Origin of the sequence: Mycobacterium sp. ITM-2016-00316 (assembly GCF_002968335.2) — a bacterium.
Classification (GTDB): domain Bacteria; phylum Actinomycetota; class Actinomycetes; order Mycobacteriales; family Mycobacteriaceae; genus Mycobacterium.
Window position 1 is genome coordinate 5,494,610 of the sequence record NZ_CP134398.1, and the last position, 15,848, is coordinate 5,510,457.

17 protein-coding genes are annotated in these 15,848 nt (G+C 67.5%); 11 read left to right on the forward strand and 6 right to left on the reverse strand.

The window, feature by feature from the left end; genetic code table 11:
• Window positions 1–739: 739 nt before the first annotated feature.
• Window positions 740–1,003 (forward strand): hypothetical protein, encoded by a 264-nt coding sequence (locus tag C6A86_RS26630; RefSeq protein ID WP_142406986.1) that lies wholly within the window; start codon window positions 740–742, stop codon window positions 1,001–1,003.
• A 6-nt stretch (window positions 1,004–1,009) separates the two neighbouring features.
• Here the strand turns inward: C6A86_RS26630 and ligD are convergent, their stop codons facing one another.
• Window positions 1,010–2,059, reverse strand: coding sequence for a non-homologous end-joining DNA ligase (gene ligD, locus C6A86_RS26635; protein ID WP_105363475.1), 1,050 nt, complete (start codon window positions 2,057–2,059; stop codon window positions 1,010–1,012).
• Window positions 2,059–3,114, reverse strand: coding sequence for an ATP-dependent DNA ligase (locus C6A86_RS26640; protein WP_199196202.1), 1,056 nt, complete (start codon window positions 3,112–3,114; stop codon window positions 2,059–2,061). The genes ligD and C6A86_RS26640 overlap by 1 nt, the downstream gene beginning before the upstream one ends.
• Window positions 3,115–3,190: 76 nt before the next feature.
• Between C6A86_RS26640 and C6A86_RS26645 the strand changes: the two genes are divergently transcribed.
• Together C6A86_RS26645 and C6A86_RS26650 are read left to right on the forward strand one after the other, a co-directional pair.
• A complete protein-coding gene (locus tag C6A86_RS26645) occupies window positions 3,191–3,868 on the forward strand; it encodes an alpha/beta hydrolase (RefSeq protein WP_105363476.1) in 678 nt (225 codons plus the stop codon).
• Between the two features lie 29 nt (window positions 3,869–3,897).
• A complete protein-coding gene (locus C6A86_RS26650) occupies window positions 3,898–5,007 on the forward strand; it encodes a low specificity L-threonine aldolase (RefSeq protein ID WP_105363477.1) in 1,110 nt (369 codons plus the stop codon).
• On the opposite strand, the gene C6A86_RS26655 is transcribed toward C6A86_RS26650, so the two are convergent.
• Together C6A86_RS26655 and C6A86_RS26660 are read right to left on the reverse strand one after the other, a co-directional pair.
• Complete coding sequence (locus C6A86_RS26655; RefSeq protein WP_105363478.1) at window positions 5,004–6,302, reverse strand: aspartate aminotransferase family protein; 1,299 nt, start codon at window positions 6,300–6,302, stop codon at window positions 5,004–5,006. The genes C6A86_RS26650 and C6A86_RS26655 overlap by 4 nt on opposite strands.
• Before the next feature lie 60 nt (window positions 6,303–6,362).
• Window positions 6,363–7,067, reverse strand: a complete 705-nt coding sequence (locus tag C6A86_RS26660; protein ID WP_105363479.1) for a TetR/AcrR family transcriptional regulator — start codon at window positions 7,065–7,067, stop codon at window positions 6,363–6,365.
• Window positions 7,068–7,160: 93 nt separating this feature from the next.
• On the opposite strand from C6A86_RS26660, the gene C6A86_RS26665 reads away from it, so the two are divergent.
• From C6A86_RS26665 to C6A86_RS26700, 8 genes are all read left to right on the forward strand, one after another.
• A complete protein-coding gene (locus C6A86_RS26665) occupies window positions 7,161–7,997 on the forward strand; it encodes an oxidoreductase (RefSeq protein ID WP_105363480.1) in 837 nt (278 codons plus the stop codon).
• Window positions 7,998–8,132: 135 nt separating this feature from the next.
• Complete coding sequence (locus C6A86_RS26670) at window positions 8,133–9,209, forward strand: ATP-dependent DNA ligase (protein ID WP_105363481.1); 1,077 nt, start codon at window positions 8,133–8,135, stop codon at window positions 9,207–9,209.
• A 118-nt stretch (window positions 9,210–9,327) separates the two neighbouring features.
• Entirely contained in the window at window positions 9,328–9,711 is a 384-nt protein-coding gene (locus C6A86_RS26675; protein WP_105363482.1) for a heme-binding protein, read from the forward strand.
• A gap of 32 nt (window positions 9,712–9,743) precedes the next feature.
• On the forward strand, window positions 9,744–10,022 hold the full coding sequence (locus C6A86_RS26680) for a hypothetical protein (protein WP_105363483.1): 279 nt from the start codon (window positions 9,744–9,746) through the stop codon (window positions 10,020–10,022).
• An 85-nt stretch (window positions 10,023–10,107) separates the two neighbouring features.
• Entirely contained in the window at window positions 10,108–10,749 is a 642-nt protein-coding gene (locus C6A86_RS26685) for an MBL fold metallo-hydrolase (RefSeq protein WP_105363491.1), read from the forward strand.
• A gap of 6 nt (window positions 10,750–10,755) precedes the next feature.
• Complete coding sequence (gene gluQRS, locus C6A86_RS26690; protein WP_105363484.1) at window positions 10,756–11,631, forward strand: tRNA glutamyl-Q(34) synthetase GluQRS; 876 nt, start codon at window positions 10,756–10,758, stop codon at window positions 11,629–11,631.
• Window positions 11,632–11,675: 44 nt separating this feature from the next.
• Window positions 11,676–13,172, forward strand: coding sequence for an ABC transporter permease subunit (locus C6A86_RS26695; RefSeq protein WP_105363492.1), 1,497 nt, complete (start codon window positions 11,676–11,678; stop codon window positions 13,170–13,172).
• A complete protein-coding gene (locus C6A86_RS26700) occupies window positions 13,169–13,924 on the forward strand; it encodes an amino acid ABC transporter ATP-binding protein (protein ID WP_105363485.1) in 756 nt (251 codons plus the stop codon). The genes C6A86_RS26695 and C6A86_RS26700 overlap by 4 nt, the downstream gene beginning before the upstream one ends.
• On the opposite strand, the gene C6A86_RS26705 is transcribed toward C6A86_RS26700, so the two are convergent.
• Window positions 13,911–14,468 (reverse strand): TetR/AcrR family transcriptional regulator, encoded by a 558-nt coding sequence (locus C6A86_RS26705; protein WP_105363486.1) that lies wholly within the window; start codon window positions 14,466–14,468, stop codon window positions 13,911–13,913. The two genes, C6A86_RS26700 and C6A86_RS26705, sit on opposite strands and share 14 nt — an antisense overlap.
• Window positions 14,465–15,826 (reverse strand): hydroxysqualene dehydroxylase HpnE, encoded by a 1,362-nt coding sequence (gene hpnE / locus C6A86_RS26710; RefSeq protein ID WP_105363487.1) that lies wholly within the window; start codon window positions 15,824–15,826, stop codon window positions 14,465–14,467. Before hpnE ends, C6A86_RS26705 begins: the two co-directional genes overlap by 4 nt.
• Between the last annotated feature and the right edge of the window lie 22 nt (window positions 15,827–15,848).

Here is a 15,848-nt window from a genome sequence, read left to right on the forward strand (position 1 = left end):
AACACCGGAAAGCCCCGCTCGGGGGCGGCCACGCGCGGCGCCACGGAAATTCGCTGATTCCCCCTCATGGTCACCGTTGCTGCACACCGCGTTGCTCGATCCGGTGTCGGCGACCCTTGTGACCGGCCTTACATCGCGGTGCAGATGAGGTGACGGACACCGTCCGGCGAGGTGGCGGCTCCCGCCGGTCCCGGCGGAGGCGGTCACGGGGCCGCCCGGGGCCGCTCACCGGCGGACCGTTTCCGGGCGCACCTCGGGTGCGGCATCCCGCCGCACCCGCTCCCCGCGGTCCGCGCGGGACATGCCCCGGTGCAGCCATTCGCTGTGAGACCGGATCTTCGGTGAGACAACACTTTTCGAGTCCAGGATGCACGGCAGAAGAGACCGGACGTGCGGGCCCTCACGGCACCGGACCGGACCGGTTCCGACGGACCGATGTACCGGCCCGCAGCACCGGCCCGCACCGGACCCCCACAACCCCGAAACCCGCGCAGAACCGTTGCCGGCACCCCCGGACGGACCGTCTTCAGCGACTGAGCGCTGGCTAACTCCCGGGTTGGGCTGGCAACCGACTGTGAGGTTGCTGGAGACGCGATTAGGTCTTTGACCAGGCAAATGTCGGCAAACTCGGGGGCGTGTGGGGGCTTCCGCCAAGATCAGGTGGAGGTTACATTTAGCTGAACATCGCGCCCAGGCTTGTGCATCACACGCCCCGCTGCCGATGAAGTGGGGAGACACCGTGGTCCAGACAGCAGTCATCGCGTACCTGATCGGTTGGGTGGCGAGCGCCGCCGTCGTCTACGTGGCGAGCCGCCGTCTCAACGATCCCCGCAACCCGGCTCCCCACATCCTGATCCTCAGCGCCGTGGCCGGCGCCCTGTGGCCGATGCTGCTGCTGGGAGCCGTCGAGTTCAGCTCGCTGGTGGCGTGCTCGAACGCCGCCTCGCATCTGAAGGTCGACGGTCCCGAACTCGTCGGCGCGGGCGTCGTACCGCTGCGCTGAACCGCATCACTCGGCGATCCGGTTACCCTCGACATCCCAGTGCTCGGCGACCTTCTTGCTCGGCTGCACACGCGGCGGCTCGCCCGGCATCTTCGGATAGCTGGGCGGGTACGCCAGATCGCCCAGCCCGCGCTCCTCATCCGCCCGCACCATGTCCAGTAGCAACTCGATAGACTGCGCGGTCTCATCGATGCCGGCCCACGGATCGGGCCGGCCGGCAACGAAGCCCGGCACCGTGGCGATCGTGTAGTCATCGGGGTCGGCGCCACGCAGTTCGTCCCACGTCAAGGGCGTCGACACCGTCGCTATCGGCGTCTTGCGGGCCGAGTACGCCGACGCGAACGTGCGGTCCCGCGCGTTCTGGTTGTAGTCGATGAACAACCGCGCCCCCCGCTCCTCCTTCCACCAGGACGTCGTCACGGCCGCCGGCGCGCGCCGTTCGATCTCGCGGGCCAGCGCGATACCGGCGCGGCGCACCGCGATGAAGTCCCAGTCGGTGGCGATCCGCAGGAAGACGTGGACGCCGCGTCCGCCCGAGGTTTTCGGATAGCCCACCAGGCCGAGCTCGTCGAGCAGCGGTTTGAGCACGTCCACGGCGACCTCGCGCGCCTGCGCGAACCCGGTACCCGGCTGCGGGTCCAGATCGATACGCAACTCGTCGGGATGCTCGGTGTCCGGGCAGCGCACCTGCCACGGGTGCAGCGTCACCGAACCCATCTGGGCGGCCCACGCAATGGCCGACGGATGGGTGATCTTCAGCGCGTCGGCGGTGCGGCCCGAGGGGAAGGTGACGGTGCAGGTCTGCAGATAGTCGGGATGCTTCTGAGGCACCCGCTTCTGATAGATCTCCTCACCCTCGATGCCGTCGGGGAAACGCTGCAGATGAACCGGCCTGTCCCGCAACAGGTTCACCATCGGACCAGCGACCGAGAGGTAGTAGTCGAACAACGCACCCTTGGTGCCCTTGGCGCCGAGTGCCGGGAAGTACGGCTTGTCGCGGTTGGTCAACCGCACGGCCACACCGTCGACGTCGACCTCTTCGGCCTTGCTTGCCATCAGTTCTTCTCCAAGACGTCGGACAGGTCGTAGTTCAGCGGCACGTCCAGTTGGGCGAACGTGCAACTGCGTGGTTCGCGGTCGGGCCGCCAGCGCAGGAACTTCACCGCATGCCGGAACCGCCTGCCATGTTGGCTGTTGCCTTCCATCTGGTCATAGGCGACCTCGCATACCCGATCCGGGCGCACCGGAATCCAGCGTTTGTCGGCAGCAGAGTTCCACCGGCTCGGTTCGCCGTCGTTGACCTGATCGCCCTCACGCAACGGTTCCAGGTCGGCCAGCAGTGACAGCCGTGCCTTCGCGGTGAAGGATGCTGCGCCGCCAACCATCTGCAGTTCACCGTCCTCGCGGTACAGGCCGAGCAGGATCGACCCGATACCCTCGCCGCTCTTGTGGATGCGGTACCCGATGGCCACGCAGTCCGCATCGCGGTGGTGCTTGACCTTCACCATCTCCCGCTTACCCGGCAGATACGGCCCGTCGAGACGCTTGGCGATCACCCCGTCGAGGCCGGCGCCCTCGAACTCCTCCAGCCACTGCGCCCCCAGCGCAGGATCCTCGGTGGTGCGGGTGACGTGGCACCACTGCTTTTCGTGCACGGAGTCGAGCAGGCTATCCCGGCGAACGCGGAAGGGTTCTTTGAGCAGCGACCGATCGCCGGTGGCGAGCGCGTCGAACCCGATGAAGTGCGCCGGGGTCTCCGTGGCGAGCTTGGTGATGCGGCTTTCCGCGGGGTGGATGCGCTGGCTCAGCGATTCCCAGTCCAACCGGGTCCGGCCACCGATCTCCCGCGGCACCACGATCTCACCGTCCAGCACGCAGCGCGGGGCCAGTTCGTCGCGGACCGCGTCGATGACCTCCGGAAAGTACCGGCCCAGGTCCTTGCCGCTGCGGGACAGCAGCACGACATCGTCGTCGTCACGGAAGACCAGCGCCCGGAACCCGTCCCATTTCGGCTCGAAGGACCAGACACCGTGATCGGCCGGCACCTTGGTCTGCGCCTTGGCCAGCATCGGCTCCAGCGGGGGCTGCACGGGTAGTCCCATGGGTTCCATAGTCACGTAGACCCGGGTACCCCCACAATGTCATCGCGGCGTCCGGTCGGCGGACAGATATGGCACCGTCATCTGCGTGACCAACTTCTTGCTGATACCCGGCGGGGGGTCCGATCCGTCGTACTGGCAGTTCGTCGAGACCGAGTTGGCCGGACTTGGGCATCGCGGGGTCCCGATCGACCTTCCCTGCGCAGACAACTCCGCCGATCTGCGCGCCTATGTCGACGCGGTCGTCGCACAGAACCCCGACGACGGCACCCGGCCCGTCGTCGTCGCACACTCGCTGGGCGGATTCACCGGCCCACTCGCCTGCCCACAGGTTGATGCCGCTGCCCTGGTCTACCTGTCCGGGATGGTCCCCCGCCCCGGTGAGCGTCCCGGCGAGTGGTGGGCGGCCACCGGATGCGACGAGGCTCAACGCGAGGCGGCCGCGGCAGGTGGCTACGACGTCGACGATGTGAACGCCTTGTTCTACAACGGCGTCGACCCCTCGGTGGTCGCCGGTGTCGTGGAGCGGGATCAGTCGGACACTCCGATGGTCGCCCCGTGGCCGGGCGACGCCCTGCCGGAGCTGCCGACGCGGTTCGTGCTGCTCCGCGACGACCGATTCTTCCCCGAGTCGTTCATGCGCAGGGTCGTGGCGCAGCGCCTGGCCGTCGAACCCGACGTCATGTCCGGTGGGCATATGGCAATGCTGTCGCACCCCGCCGAGCTCGCAGCCCACCTGGTGGCCGCGATCCCACCGGCCGGCTGATCCGTCGCCGGGCTGGCACGATCGGACCCATGCCCGTTCCCACACTCCACGATCCCGACCGCCGCGGCTTCGCGAGCGACAACTACGCGGGTGTGCACCCGGAGGCGCTCGCCGCGATAGCGGCCGCCAACGGTGGTCATGAGATCGCCTACGGCGAGGACGCGTACACCGCGCGCCTGTGCGAGGTCATCCGGGAGCAGTTCGGGTCGAACGCCGAGACGTTCCCGGTCTTCAACGGCACCGGCGCCAACGTCGTCGGGCTGACCAGCCTGCTGCCGCGCTGGGGTGCGGTCATCGCGGCGTCGACCGCGCACATCAACACCGATGAGGCCGGCGCCCCGGAACGGATGACGGGCCTCAAGTTGCTGACCGTGCCCACCCCGGACGGAAAGCTGACACCGGAGTTGGTGGCCCGCGAGGCGTACGGCTGGGGTGATGAGCACCGGGCCCAGCCGCTGGCCGTCAGCATCACCCAGACCACCGAGCTCGGCACGCTGTACACCCCCGCTGAAATTCGAGCGATCGCTGATCTCGCCCATTCCCATGGCATGGCACTGCACCTGGACGGGGCACGGCTGTGGAATGCGGCCGCGGCACTGGACCTGCCGTTCCGCGCCTTCACCACCGATGCCGGGGTCGACGTGCTCAGTCTCGGCGGCACCAAGAACGGTCTGCTCGGCGCGGAGGCCGTCGTGGTGCTGGACCCGGATTCGGCGGGCAGGAGCGCAGCGACCGGGGGCTCGGCCAGCGCCGACGGGCTCGTCTATCTGCGCAAGCTGACGATGCAGTTGGCCAGCAAGATGCGCTTCGCCTCGGCACAGCTGCTCAGCCTGTTCGCCGATGATCTGGGACTGCGCAGCGCACGGCACGCCAACGCGATGACGCAGCGCCTACGTGCCGCGCTGGATGCCGGGCTGGCCGACGGGTCGCTGGCCGGCCTGGGGTTCAGCCGGCCCAGCCCCGCCAACGCGATCTTCGCGACGCTGCCCAATGACGTGGCGGACCGGATCCGCGAACGCGTACGTTTCTACGACTGGGACCGGGCCCGCGGTGAGGTGCGGTGGATGACGGCGTGGGACACCACCCCGGAGGATGTCGACAACTTCGTCGCCGTGATCGGCGAGGAACTCAACCGTTAACCGAGCACGCTGCCCAGCGCGTCGTCCAGAATGTCGAGGCCTTCCTGAAGTTCTGACTCGGCGATGGTCAGCGGCGGGGCGATCCGGAAGATGCCACCCATACCCGGCAACTGCACGATGTTCATGTGCAGCCCGCGCTTCAGGCACGCCGCGGTGACCTCGGCCCCCAACGCGTCGGCCGGTTCCTTGGTGGCCTTGTCGGCGACCAGTTCGAGCCCCTGCAGCAGCCCGCGGCCACGGATGTCGCCCACCTGCTCGTAGCGATCCTGTAGCTGGGTCAGCCCGCCGGCCAGCGACCTGCCCAGGCGTTTCGCCCGCTCGACAAGCCCGTCACGCTCGACCACCGTGAGTACCGTCAGTGCCACCGCCGCGGCCAGCGGATCGGAGACATGGGTGGTGAAGAACAGGAAACCCCTGTCATGGCAGACCTGTTCGATCTCCGCGGTGGTGGCCACGGCCGCGACGGGCAGACCCGCCCCCAGGGTCTTGGACAGCGTCAACAGATCCGGCACGACGCCGTCGCGCTCGAAGGCGTACATCGTCCCGGTGCGACCGACACCGGTCTGCGCCTCATCGAAGATCAACAGCATGCCGCGCTCAGCGCACAGTTCGGCGAGCCTGCGCAGGTAACCCGGTGGTGGCTCGATGATCCCGCCCGAGGACAGGATCGGCTCGACCAGGCAGGCCGCCAGGCTTCCCGACGACTGGGCGTCGACCATCGCGAACCCGTAGTCGAGTTCGGTTGCCCAGTCATAACTTCCGTCCGCGTGCCGGAACGGCGACCGGTACGCGTTGGGGGTGGGCAGCGTCAGATTGCCGGGCAGCGGCGGGCCGTACCCGCGCCGGCCGGCGCTGAAGGTCGCCGACGCCGCGCCCGAGGTCATGCCGTGCCAGGACCGGTCGAAGGACACCACTTCGTAGCGGCCGGTGTACAGCTTGGCCATCTTGATGGCCGCTTCGTTGGACTCGGCGCCGGTGGTGAGCAGCAGCACCTTCTGCAGCGACGCGGGCAGGGTGGCGGCCAGGGCTCGCGCGAACTCCACCACGGGCACGCTCAGCATGCCGCTGTAGAGGTGATCCAGGGTGGCCATCGATGCGTTGACGGTGGCCACCACATCGGGGTGCGAGTGCCCGAGCACCGAGCTCATCTGGCCCGAGGTGAAGTCGAGCAACGCCGCACCTGTGTCGTCGTACACATGACTTCCCTTGGCGCGCACGATGATCCGCGGCACGAATGAGGCGCCGTACCGCACCAGGTGGCGCTCGGCAGTGGGCCAGAAATGCTCTGCATCCATGGGTCTATCTTGGACCACGATGAGACTGCCCGTCCTGCCGCCGGCGTCCATCGAAGCTGATCACGCAGGTGTGGTCGCGACCGGCCCGAGGTCGTCAGGCGCATTGGCGAGCAGCCCGGTGAGGTAAGTGAAAATCATGTGGCGAAGGGATTCGGTGAATCCCTCGACAGTGGCAAGGGCTGGTTCGTCGCGATAGACCGCCGCCATCGCCGGCGAGGGATGGCTGTGTGTCCACATTGCCCCGACCAGGACGATGGTGGTGAACGCTGCATCGTGCCCGGACTCGGCATCGAGTTCAGGGATGACGTCGACGATCAGTGCAGCCAGTCCGTCGAGGGCCGCAAGCGCGCCGCGCTTGTATCGCAGAGCCACCTCTTCAGACACGTTGTGTTCGAGCACGGATGTCTCGGCGCTGAGCAAGTCGCACAGGACCCGGTGCTCGGAGAACAAGGCGGCGAAGATCCGCGCGAGCGCGTGAGCTCTCGCCGAGGCACTTTCTTCGCGCGAAAGACATTGTACTACTTGCGATGTCGCATCGGCCAGCCACTCGGCCGACATCCGGGACAACAGGTCGAGAAGGACTGCTTCACGCGACTCGAAGTAGCGCATGACGTTGGATTTGGCGAGCCCCACCCTGCGTGCCAGACCGTTCATGGTCACCTGACTCACCGGCATCTCGGTGAGCATCTGGTGCGCCGTGCCCAGGATCGCTTCGCGTCTGGCCTCGCGCTGCTCGGCACTTCGCGCTCGTTGAAACGTCTGCACGTGACGGCAGCCTAGCCGCCCCGTTGACAAAGAACCAGCGGTCTCTTAAGTTACATACAACAGACCGTCGGTTCTTTATGAGGAGATCGAGATATGTCAGCGAAAGTGGCGCTTGTAACGGGGGGTTCCTCGGGAATCGGCGCAGAAACGGCCACCGCCTTGAACAAGGTCGGCTTCACTGTCTATGCCGCCGCCCGACGCACCGCACATATGGCGGCGCTGAATGCCTCCGGCATCAAGACAATTTCCCTTGACATCACCGATGACGCCTCCGTCACTGCGGCCGTTGCGCAGATCATCGATGTCGAGGGTCGGATCGACGTACTGATCAACAACGCCGGATACGGCTCGTATGGAGCCCTCGAGGACACCCCGCTGTCCGAAGCGCAGGCCCAGTTCGATGTCAATGTGTTCGGCCTGGCTCGCCTCACCCAGCTTGTGTTGCCGCACATGCGCGCCCAGGGCAGCGGCACCATCGTCAATGTCAGCTCCATGGGTGGCCGCCTCGCGACGCCACTGGGCTGCTGGTACCACGCCAGCAAGTACGCCGTCGAAGGACTCAGCGACGCCTTGCGGCTCGAGGCGGAACCGTTGGGCATCCACGTCGTCCTCGTCGAACCGGGCTCCATCCGAACCGACTGGGGCGCCATCGCCGCAGACAAGCTCATCACCACGTCGGGTTCGGGACCCTACGAACGTCAAGCCACCGCCGTCGCGGACCGACTTCGAGCCAGCTCGCAACCCGGCGCGAGCTTGACCTCGCCACCCACCGTCATTGCCAAGGCAATCACCCGGGCATGCACGGCCCGACGTCCCAAGACCCGCTATGTCGTCGGGGCGGGGGCCCGGCCCTTGATTGCGTTGAGCCGCCTCCTGCCCGACCGAACGTTCGACGCACTCATGCGCCGCGCCGTGAACATGCCGACGTGAAGGTTCATCATCTCAACTGCCGCACCATGCGGCCAGTCTCGTCCTGATCGATTCGGGACTGGGCCTGCGCGTCGCCGAAGCACCATCGGACCGCTTCGGAACCGCCCGTCGCCGACGAGCGGCAAGAATGGAGCGGTGGACCTGCCCGTCGTGCCCCCGGTGTCACCGATGCTGTCGAAGTCGGTCCAGGAGATCCCGCCGGGCGCGTCCTACGAACCGAAATGGGATGGCTTTCGCTCGATCCTTTTCCGCGACGGCGACGAGGTCGAGCTGGGCAGCCGCAACGTCCGGCCGCTGACCCGGTACTTCCCCGAGCTGGTGGACGCGGCCCGCGCAGAACTCCCCGCCCGCTGCGTCATCGATGGCGAGATCGTGATCGCGACCGGCAGCGGGCTCGATTTCGAGGCGCTGCAACTGCGTCTGCATCCGGCGGCATCGCGGGCGGCGAAACTGGCGGCCGAGACACCGGCCGCCTTCATCGCCTTCGATCTGCTCGCGCTCGGCGACATCGACTACACCTCGCGACCGTTCCTGGAGCGCCGGGCGGCACTCGTCGAGGCGCTGCACGGATGCGGCCCCGCCTTCCACGTCACCCCGGCGACCACGGATCCCGGCACCGCGCAGCGATGGTTCTCCGAATTCGAGGGTGCCGGGCTGGACGGGGTGATCGCCAAACCGCTCGATGGCACCTACCAGCCGGACAAGCGGGCAATGTTCAAGATCAAGCATGCGCGCACCGCCGACTGCGTGGTGGCCGGCTACCGGCTGCACAAGTCCGGCGACGATGCAGTCGGATCGCTCATGCTCGGGCTCTACGCCGACGACGGGTCGCTGGCCTCGGTCGGCGTCATCGGCGCGTTCACGATGGCTCGTCGCCGCGAACTCTTCACCGAATTACAGCAACTGCTAACGACTTTCGACGACCATCCATGGAACTGGGCGGCGCATGTGGTGGCCGATCCATCGATGCGCCGCACCACCAATTCGCGATGGAACCCCGACAAGAGCCTGTCCTTCGTGCCGTTGCGCCCGGAGCGCGTGGTCGAGGTCCGCTATGACCACATGGAGGGGACGCGCTTCAGGCACACCGCCCAGTTCAACCGGTGGCGCCCCGATCGCGATCCGCGCTCGTGCACATACGCCCAACTCGAACGGCCGGTGACGTTCCGGCTCGGCGACATCATCGGCGGCCTCGGCCCGCAGAACGATTGAGCGGCCGTGCCGGGTCAAAGATGCCCAATCGACCAGCACCCCGCGCCACCCGGGTCGACAATCATGAGGTACCGCCCGCCCATGACCGGCGAAGCGGGCTGATGAAAGGGATCCACCGATGAGGCTGACACTGAACCGACTCAGGGGTGCCGGAGCGCTCGCGCTTGCCGCCGGCGCTCTGCTGGGGGGTGCCACGGCCCAGGCCGAGCCACCCACCGAGCCGCCGCGGCCGCCGAACTGTTCTGCCGCCGATCTGGCCGGCATCGCCTCCGGAGTTGCCGCCGCGACGTCGGCGTACCTGTTCACTCATCCAGAGCTGAACGCATACTTCACCGATCTGCACGGACTCCCGCAGGACGAGGTTCCGGAATCCACCAAGGTCTACTTCGACGCCCATCCTCAGGAGCACGCAGAGCTGAGGGGCATCCGCCAGCCGTTGGTCGATTTCCGCAACCGCTGCGGCTACAACGCACCCAATCCCCCTGGAGGACAGCAGTCGTGAACAGCACGAGTAGGTCGATCCGGGCCCGCGTCATGGCGGTCGCGTTCGCGTTCCTGACGCTGCCCGGCGTGATCGTGTTGGCCGCGCCCGCCGGTACTGCACTTGCGGACGTGTGTGCCAGCGCCGGGCGCCGGATCTCCGTGGGTGGATGCGTCAACATCGCCGACGCGGTGGCCCCCTACGTGCCACCGCCGGCGTACTACGCCCCGCTGCCCGAAGACCCGCCACCGCCTCCGCCGCCGCCGGGTTCGAACGTCAGCGGCTGCATCGGTTACAACGGGCGATGGGTCAGCGCGGGCGGCTGTAACTGACACCGTCCGCACGGGGCGGATACATCGCTTGACCTCAACCATGGTTGAGGTTGAAAGCTGGGTGCACACCGACGAGGAGGCACCCATGCAGCAGATCCGCTCCGACCTGTGGGAGACCCGGCAGGACAGCCCGTTTCCCGGTCTGACCACCCACGCCTACCTGTGGACGGGCGGCCCGGGTGGCAACGTGCTGTTCTACAGCACCCAGACCGAGGCCGACTTCGCCGAGCTGCAACGGCTCGGCGGAGTCGCCCATCAATACCTGTCCCACCGCGACGAAGCGGGTCCGATGCTGGGCCGCATCGCCGCACACTTCGGCGCCCGCCTGCACGCGCCGGCGGCCGAACTGGTCGATATCGGCAGGCACGCCCACATCGACGTCCCGATCGGCAGCAGGCATGTCGACGCCAACGGCATCGAGGTGATCCCCACCCCGGGCCACTCCCCCGGCAGCACCAGCTATCTGGTGCCCGGCGCCAACGGCCAGAGCTACCTGTTCACCGGCGACACCATCTTCCTCGGCGAAGACGGTGACTGGGCGGCCGGCCATCTGCCCGGTATCAGCGACGCCGCCCAGTTGCAGGACAGCCTGCAGGTGCTGGGCAGGTTGCATCCCGATCTGGTGATCTCCAGCGCCTTCCCCTCGGAGTCCGGCGTGCAGGTTCCCGGCCCGCGGTGGGCACAGTGTGCGGCGGAGGCCCGCGATCGGCTGGCGGAGGTAGCCTGACGAGCTATGCCAGGCCGAAGCGACGGGGGACGTTCCGGCCGGTTCGCCCCCAGCCCGTCGGCCGATCTGCACATCGGCAATCTGCGCACGGCGGTATTGGCCTGGTTGTTCGCCAGGTCCACGGGGCGCCGGTTCCTGATCCGGGTCGAGGATCTCGACGACCGCACGTTCAGCGATGTGGCGGCCCGGCAGCTGGCCGACCTGACCGCGATCGGGGTGATCCCCGATGATCCGCCCGAGTATCAGACCGCCCACGCCGGCCGCTACGACACCGTGATAGAAGAGCTGTCCCGGCGCGGCCTGGTGTACGAATGCTACTGCAGCAGAAAGGATATACTCGGTGCTCCGCGGGCTCCGCACGCACCGGAGGGCGCCTATCCGGGAACCTGCCGGGATCGCGAACCGCCGGCCGATTCACACCGGCCCCCAGCTTTACGGTTGCGCAGCGACACCTTCTCCTACACCGTCACCGATGTCCTGCACGGTGAATTCACCGGTGTGGTCGATGATTTCGTGCTGCGACGCGGCGACGGGGTGACCGCCTACAACCTGGCGGTGGTGGTCGATGACGCCGCCCAGGATATCGACCAGGTGGTGCGCGGTGACGATCTGCTGTCGTCCTCGCCGCGGCAGGCCTATCTCGCGGCGCTGCTGGGCTACCCCCCGGTCACCTACGCCCACGTACCGCTGGTGCTCAACGCCGAGGGCAAGCGGTTGGCCAAGCGTGACGGCGCGGTGACACTCGCCGAGATCGGTGTGGCGCCCGCGCTGGCTCTGATCGCGGACTCCCTGGGCTATTCGGCCACCACGCTCGACGGCATGCTCGGCGAATTCGATCCCATGTCTGTTCCGCGGCAGCCCTGGGTATACCGCCCCGTGTGAGCGAAACCCTGTGCACAGCGGACAAGCATTGCTACGGTCCGCCCGTGCTCGGAAACCTCCAGCGGGTACTGCTCGCCACACTGCTCACCGCCGCGGTGATCCTCGGCGCCGTCGGCTGCGGCTCACCCGAGGGCACCGGCACGGACCCGATCCAGTCGGCGGGCGTGCTGCGGGTCGGCACCGAGGGCACCTACGCGCCGTTCAGCTACCACGACCCCGCCACCGGCGAACTGGTCGGCTATGACATCGACGTCGCCAGGGCGGTCGGCGACCAACTGGGTGTGACCGTCGAATTCGTGGAAACGCCATGGGATTCCATCTTCGCGGCACTGGAAGCCAACCGGTTCGACATCGTCGCCAACCAAGTCACCATCAACCCCGAACGCCAGGCCAAATACGACCTGTCCCAGCCCTATACGGTCGGCGAAGGCGTCATCGTCACGAGAGCCGACGACGACTCGATCAGCTCGCTCGAGGATCTGTCGGGCAAGACCACCGCCCAGTCGATCACCAGCAACTGGGCGCAGGTCGCCCGCGACGCCGGCGCCACGGTCGAAGGTGTGGAGGGCTTCGCGCAGGCGATCACCCTGCTCAACCAGGGCCGCATCGACGCCACTGTGAACGACAGCGTCGCGGTGTACGCCTACCTCGCCGAGACCGGTGACACCTCGGTCAAGATCGCCGCGCAGACCGGTGAGACCAGCGATCAGGGCTTCGCCGCCCGTAAGGACAGCGGTCTGCTGCCCGAACTCAACGGCGCCCTCGACCAATTGCGCGCCGACGGCAGACTGACCGCGATCTCGGAGAAGTACCTGAAGGCCGACGCGACCGGCGGCGCCACGGCCACAGCCCAGACCCCCGGCGCGAGTCCGGAGGTGCGCTCGGCGTTCCAGCTGGTGCTCGACAACCTCTGGCCGCTCGCCAAGGCCGCGCTCACCATGACGATTCCGCTGACGCTCATCAGCTTCATCATCGGCCTGGTGATCGCGCTGGCGGTGGCCCTGGCCCGGTTGTCGTCGAACGTGGTGGTGAGCAATGTGGCGCGGTTCTACATCTCGATCATCCGCGGCACACCGCTGCTGGTGCAGCTGTTCATCGTGTTCTACGCGCTGCCGGAGTTCGGGGTGCGGATCGACCCGTTCCCCGCGGCGGTGATCGCCTTCAGCCTCAACGTCGGCGGCTACGCGGCCGAGATCATCCGTTCCGCGATCTTGAGCGTGCCGAAGGGGCAGTGGGAGGCAGCCGAGACCATCGGCTACCACTACGCCGGCGCGCTGCGGCGCATCATCCTGCCCCAGGCCGCCCGGGTCGCCGTCCCGCCGCTGTCCAACACGTTGATCTCGCTGGTCAAGGACACATCCCTGGCGTCGACGATTTTGGTGACCGAGTTGCTGCGACAGGCTCAGATCGTCGCGGCGCCCACGTTCGAGTTCTTCGCGCTCTACGGCACGGCGGCGATCTACTACTGGGTGATCTGCCTGGCGCTGTCCTTCGGGCAGGCCAGGGTGGAACACCGACTGGAAAGGTACGTGGCGAGATGACCGAATACCGTGTCGAGGCTCGGGGCATCGAGAAGGCGTTCGGCGACAACAAGGTGCTGCGCGACGTGTCCTTCACGGTGGCCACCGGCACCGCGACGGCGATCATCGGGCCGTCCGGGTCGGGAAAGACCACCCTGCTGCGCACCCTGAACGCGCTGGACCGAGCCGACGCCGGGGTGATCCGGGTCGACGATGTCGAGATCGACTTCGCCACCCCGACCCCGAAACCCGAGATACGCCGATTCCAGTCGCGCAGCGGCTTCGTGTTCCAGGGCCACAACCTGTTCCCACACAAGACGGTGCTGGAGAACATCATCGAGGGCCCGGTGATCGTGCAGAAGCGCCCCAAGGACGAAGTGGTCGCCGAGGCCGTCGCGTTGCTCGACCAGGTGGGGCTCGCCGAGAAGCAGGACCAGTACCCGTTCCAGCTGTCCGGCGGCCAGCAGCAGCGCGTCGGTATCGCGCGGGCACTGGCGCTCAAGCCCAAGCTGGTGCTCTTCGACGAACCGACGTCGGCCCTGGACCCGGAGCTCGTGGGCGAGGTGCTCTCGGTGATCAAGGATCTCGCCGTGCAGGGGTGGACCCTGGTGATCGTCACGCACGAAATCCAGTTCGCCCGACAGGTTTCCAATCAGGTGTTGTTCACCGACAACGGCGTCATCCTGGAACAGGGCACACCCGAAGAGGTCATCGGGAACCCCCGGCAGGAGCGCACGCGGCAGTTTCTGGACCGGATCCTCAACCCGCTGTGACGCCCGCCGCCCAGCCCACCAGCGACCCGAGGTAGGACAACATCTCCGCATCGGGATGCGCGGCTGGATCGTCGAGATGCAGCCGGGCCAATTCCTCGATGGCGGCCAACAGGATTCGTACTGTCGCGCTGTCCGGGTCGACCCGCAGGTGCCGAGCCGCCACCGACCTCGCGTAGGCGCGACCCAGTTCGAGCCGCACCCGCGCCTCCGGCGGGGCTCCGTCGGGAGGCCGAAGTATGATCCGCCAACTTGTCGGGGCGGCGTGCAGATAGGCCAGGATGCCGCGGCCCAGCTCGTCGATGTCGCGCGCGCCCTGCACGCTGCCGATCCCCGAGAACGCCACCGCGGACTCACGGTCCAGCAGGGCTGTCGTCAGACCGGCTAGGTCGATGAACTGTTGATAGACAACGGTTCTGGTCACCCCCGATTGGCCCGCGACGCGCTCGATGGTCAGCGCGGGGAAGCCGTCGGCGGCCACGATGTCGCGCGCCACATCGAGAAGCTGGGTCCGACGTTCGGCACCGGTGAGCCGGCGGCGGGTCATGCGAGCAGCAGGTCGACGGCCTTGGCGGCACTCTGCACGGCGCTCTCCATGGTGGCCGACCAGTCCGTGGCGGTCCAGTCCCCGGCCAACACCAGCGAGGGCACCGAAGTGCGTTGCGGTGGGCGCAGCGAATCGGTGCCGACCACCTGGGAGAAGGTGGCCCGCGGCATCTTGACCACCTGGGCCTCCAGCACTTTCGCCTCCGTCGCGGCCGGGTAGTAACGCCGCAGCAATGCCAGCTGCTCGTCGACGATCTCCTCGTTGCTCTTGTGTATCTGCTCGTAGGCGCCGCTGGTGGTCAGGCAGTACAACCACGAGCGTTCGGTGCTGCGGCCATGCATGATCTGCCGGTCGAAGACCTCGTCGATGACACCGGTGCCGCCGATCAACCCCTCGAAGGCGGACTCGGTACCCAGCGGCCGGTCAAGGTACAGGTTGGTGCTGACGATGGGGGTGTAGCCCAATTTGTCTGCCGCGGCGTAGATTTCCGGGTGCTCAGGCAGGTCGTCAAGCAGGCCGGCGATATTGGAGTTGGGCACCGCGCAGACCACCGCATCCGCGGGGATCTCGGTCCCGTCGGCCAGCAGCACGCCGGTCACCGCGCCGTCGGTGATGTTGATCTTTCGGGCCACCGCCCGGTAGCGCACATCGACACCGCGCTCCTCGAACACCCTCAGGGCGCCCTCGATGTAGAGGGTGTCCAGGTCGACAGTCGGGTACCCGATGGTGACGGGGGTGCGGTGTTTGATCCCCAAACGGATACCGGTGCCGAGCACATTCGCGAAGACCTTCGCCGACTCCTGCGCGACCGGCTCGGCGGCGATTCCCAGCGCCAGCCAGTCCCACAACGCTTCTCGCGCCGGGGCGGGCATCCCGACGCGGTCGAACCACTGCTCGGTGGAGATATCGGCAAGATCGGCGGGCTGCCGCAGCGCCTGCCAGCCCAGCAGCAGGGTGGCGCGCGCGGCACGCAACCGGTCCGCCCAGCTCGCGTCCGGGTGCACCCCGAACAGGGTGCGGATCGCGCCCACCCCGGTGGTCTGCATGGTGACCTTGCGCCCGTCGGGCCAGCGCAGTGTGGAGGATTTCGGGAACGCGATGTGTTGGCGGGTGCCGACGCTGGTGAGATACCGGTAGAGGTGTTGATACCCGCTGGCGATGACGTGCTGGCCGTTGTCGGGCACATCGTCCGGGCCATTGCTGCCGGTCTCGGCACGCATGGCGTGCGTGCGGCCGCCGAGGCTGCCGCGCCGTTCCAGCAGGGTCACCGCGCACCCGGCCTCGGCCAGCCAGACCGCCGAGGCCAGCCCGGCCAGCCCGCCGCCGATGACCACGAAGCGCCGCGCGTCGTCTCCCATCCGGCGACTTTAACTTACATTT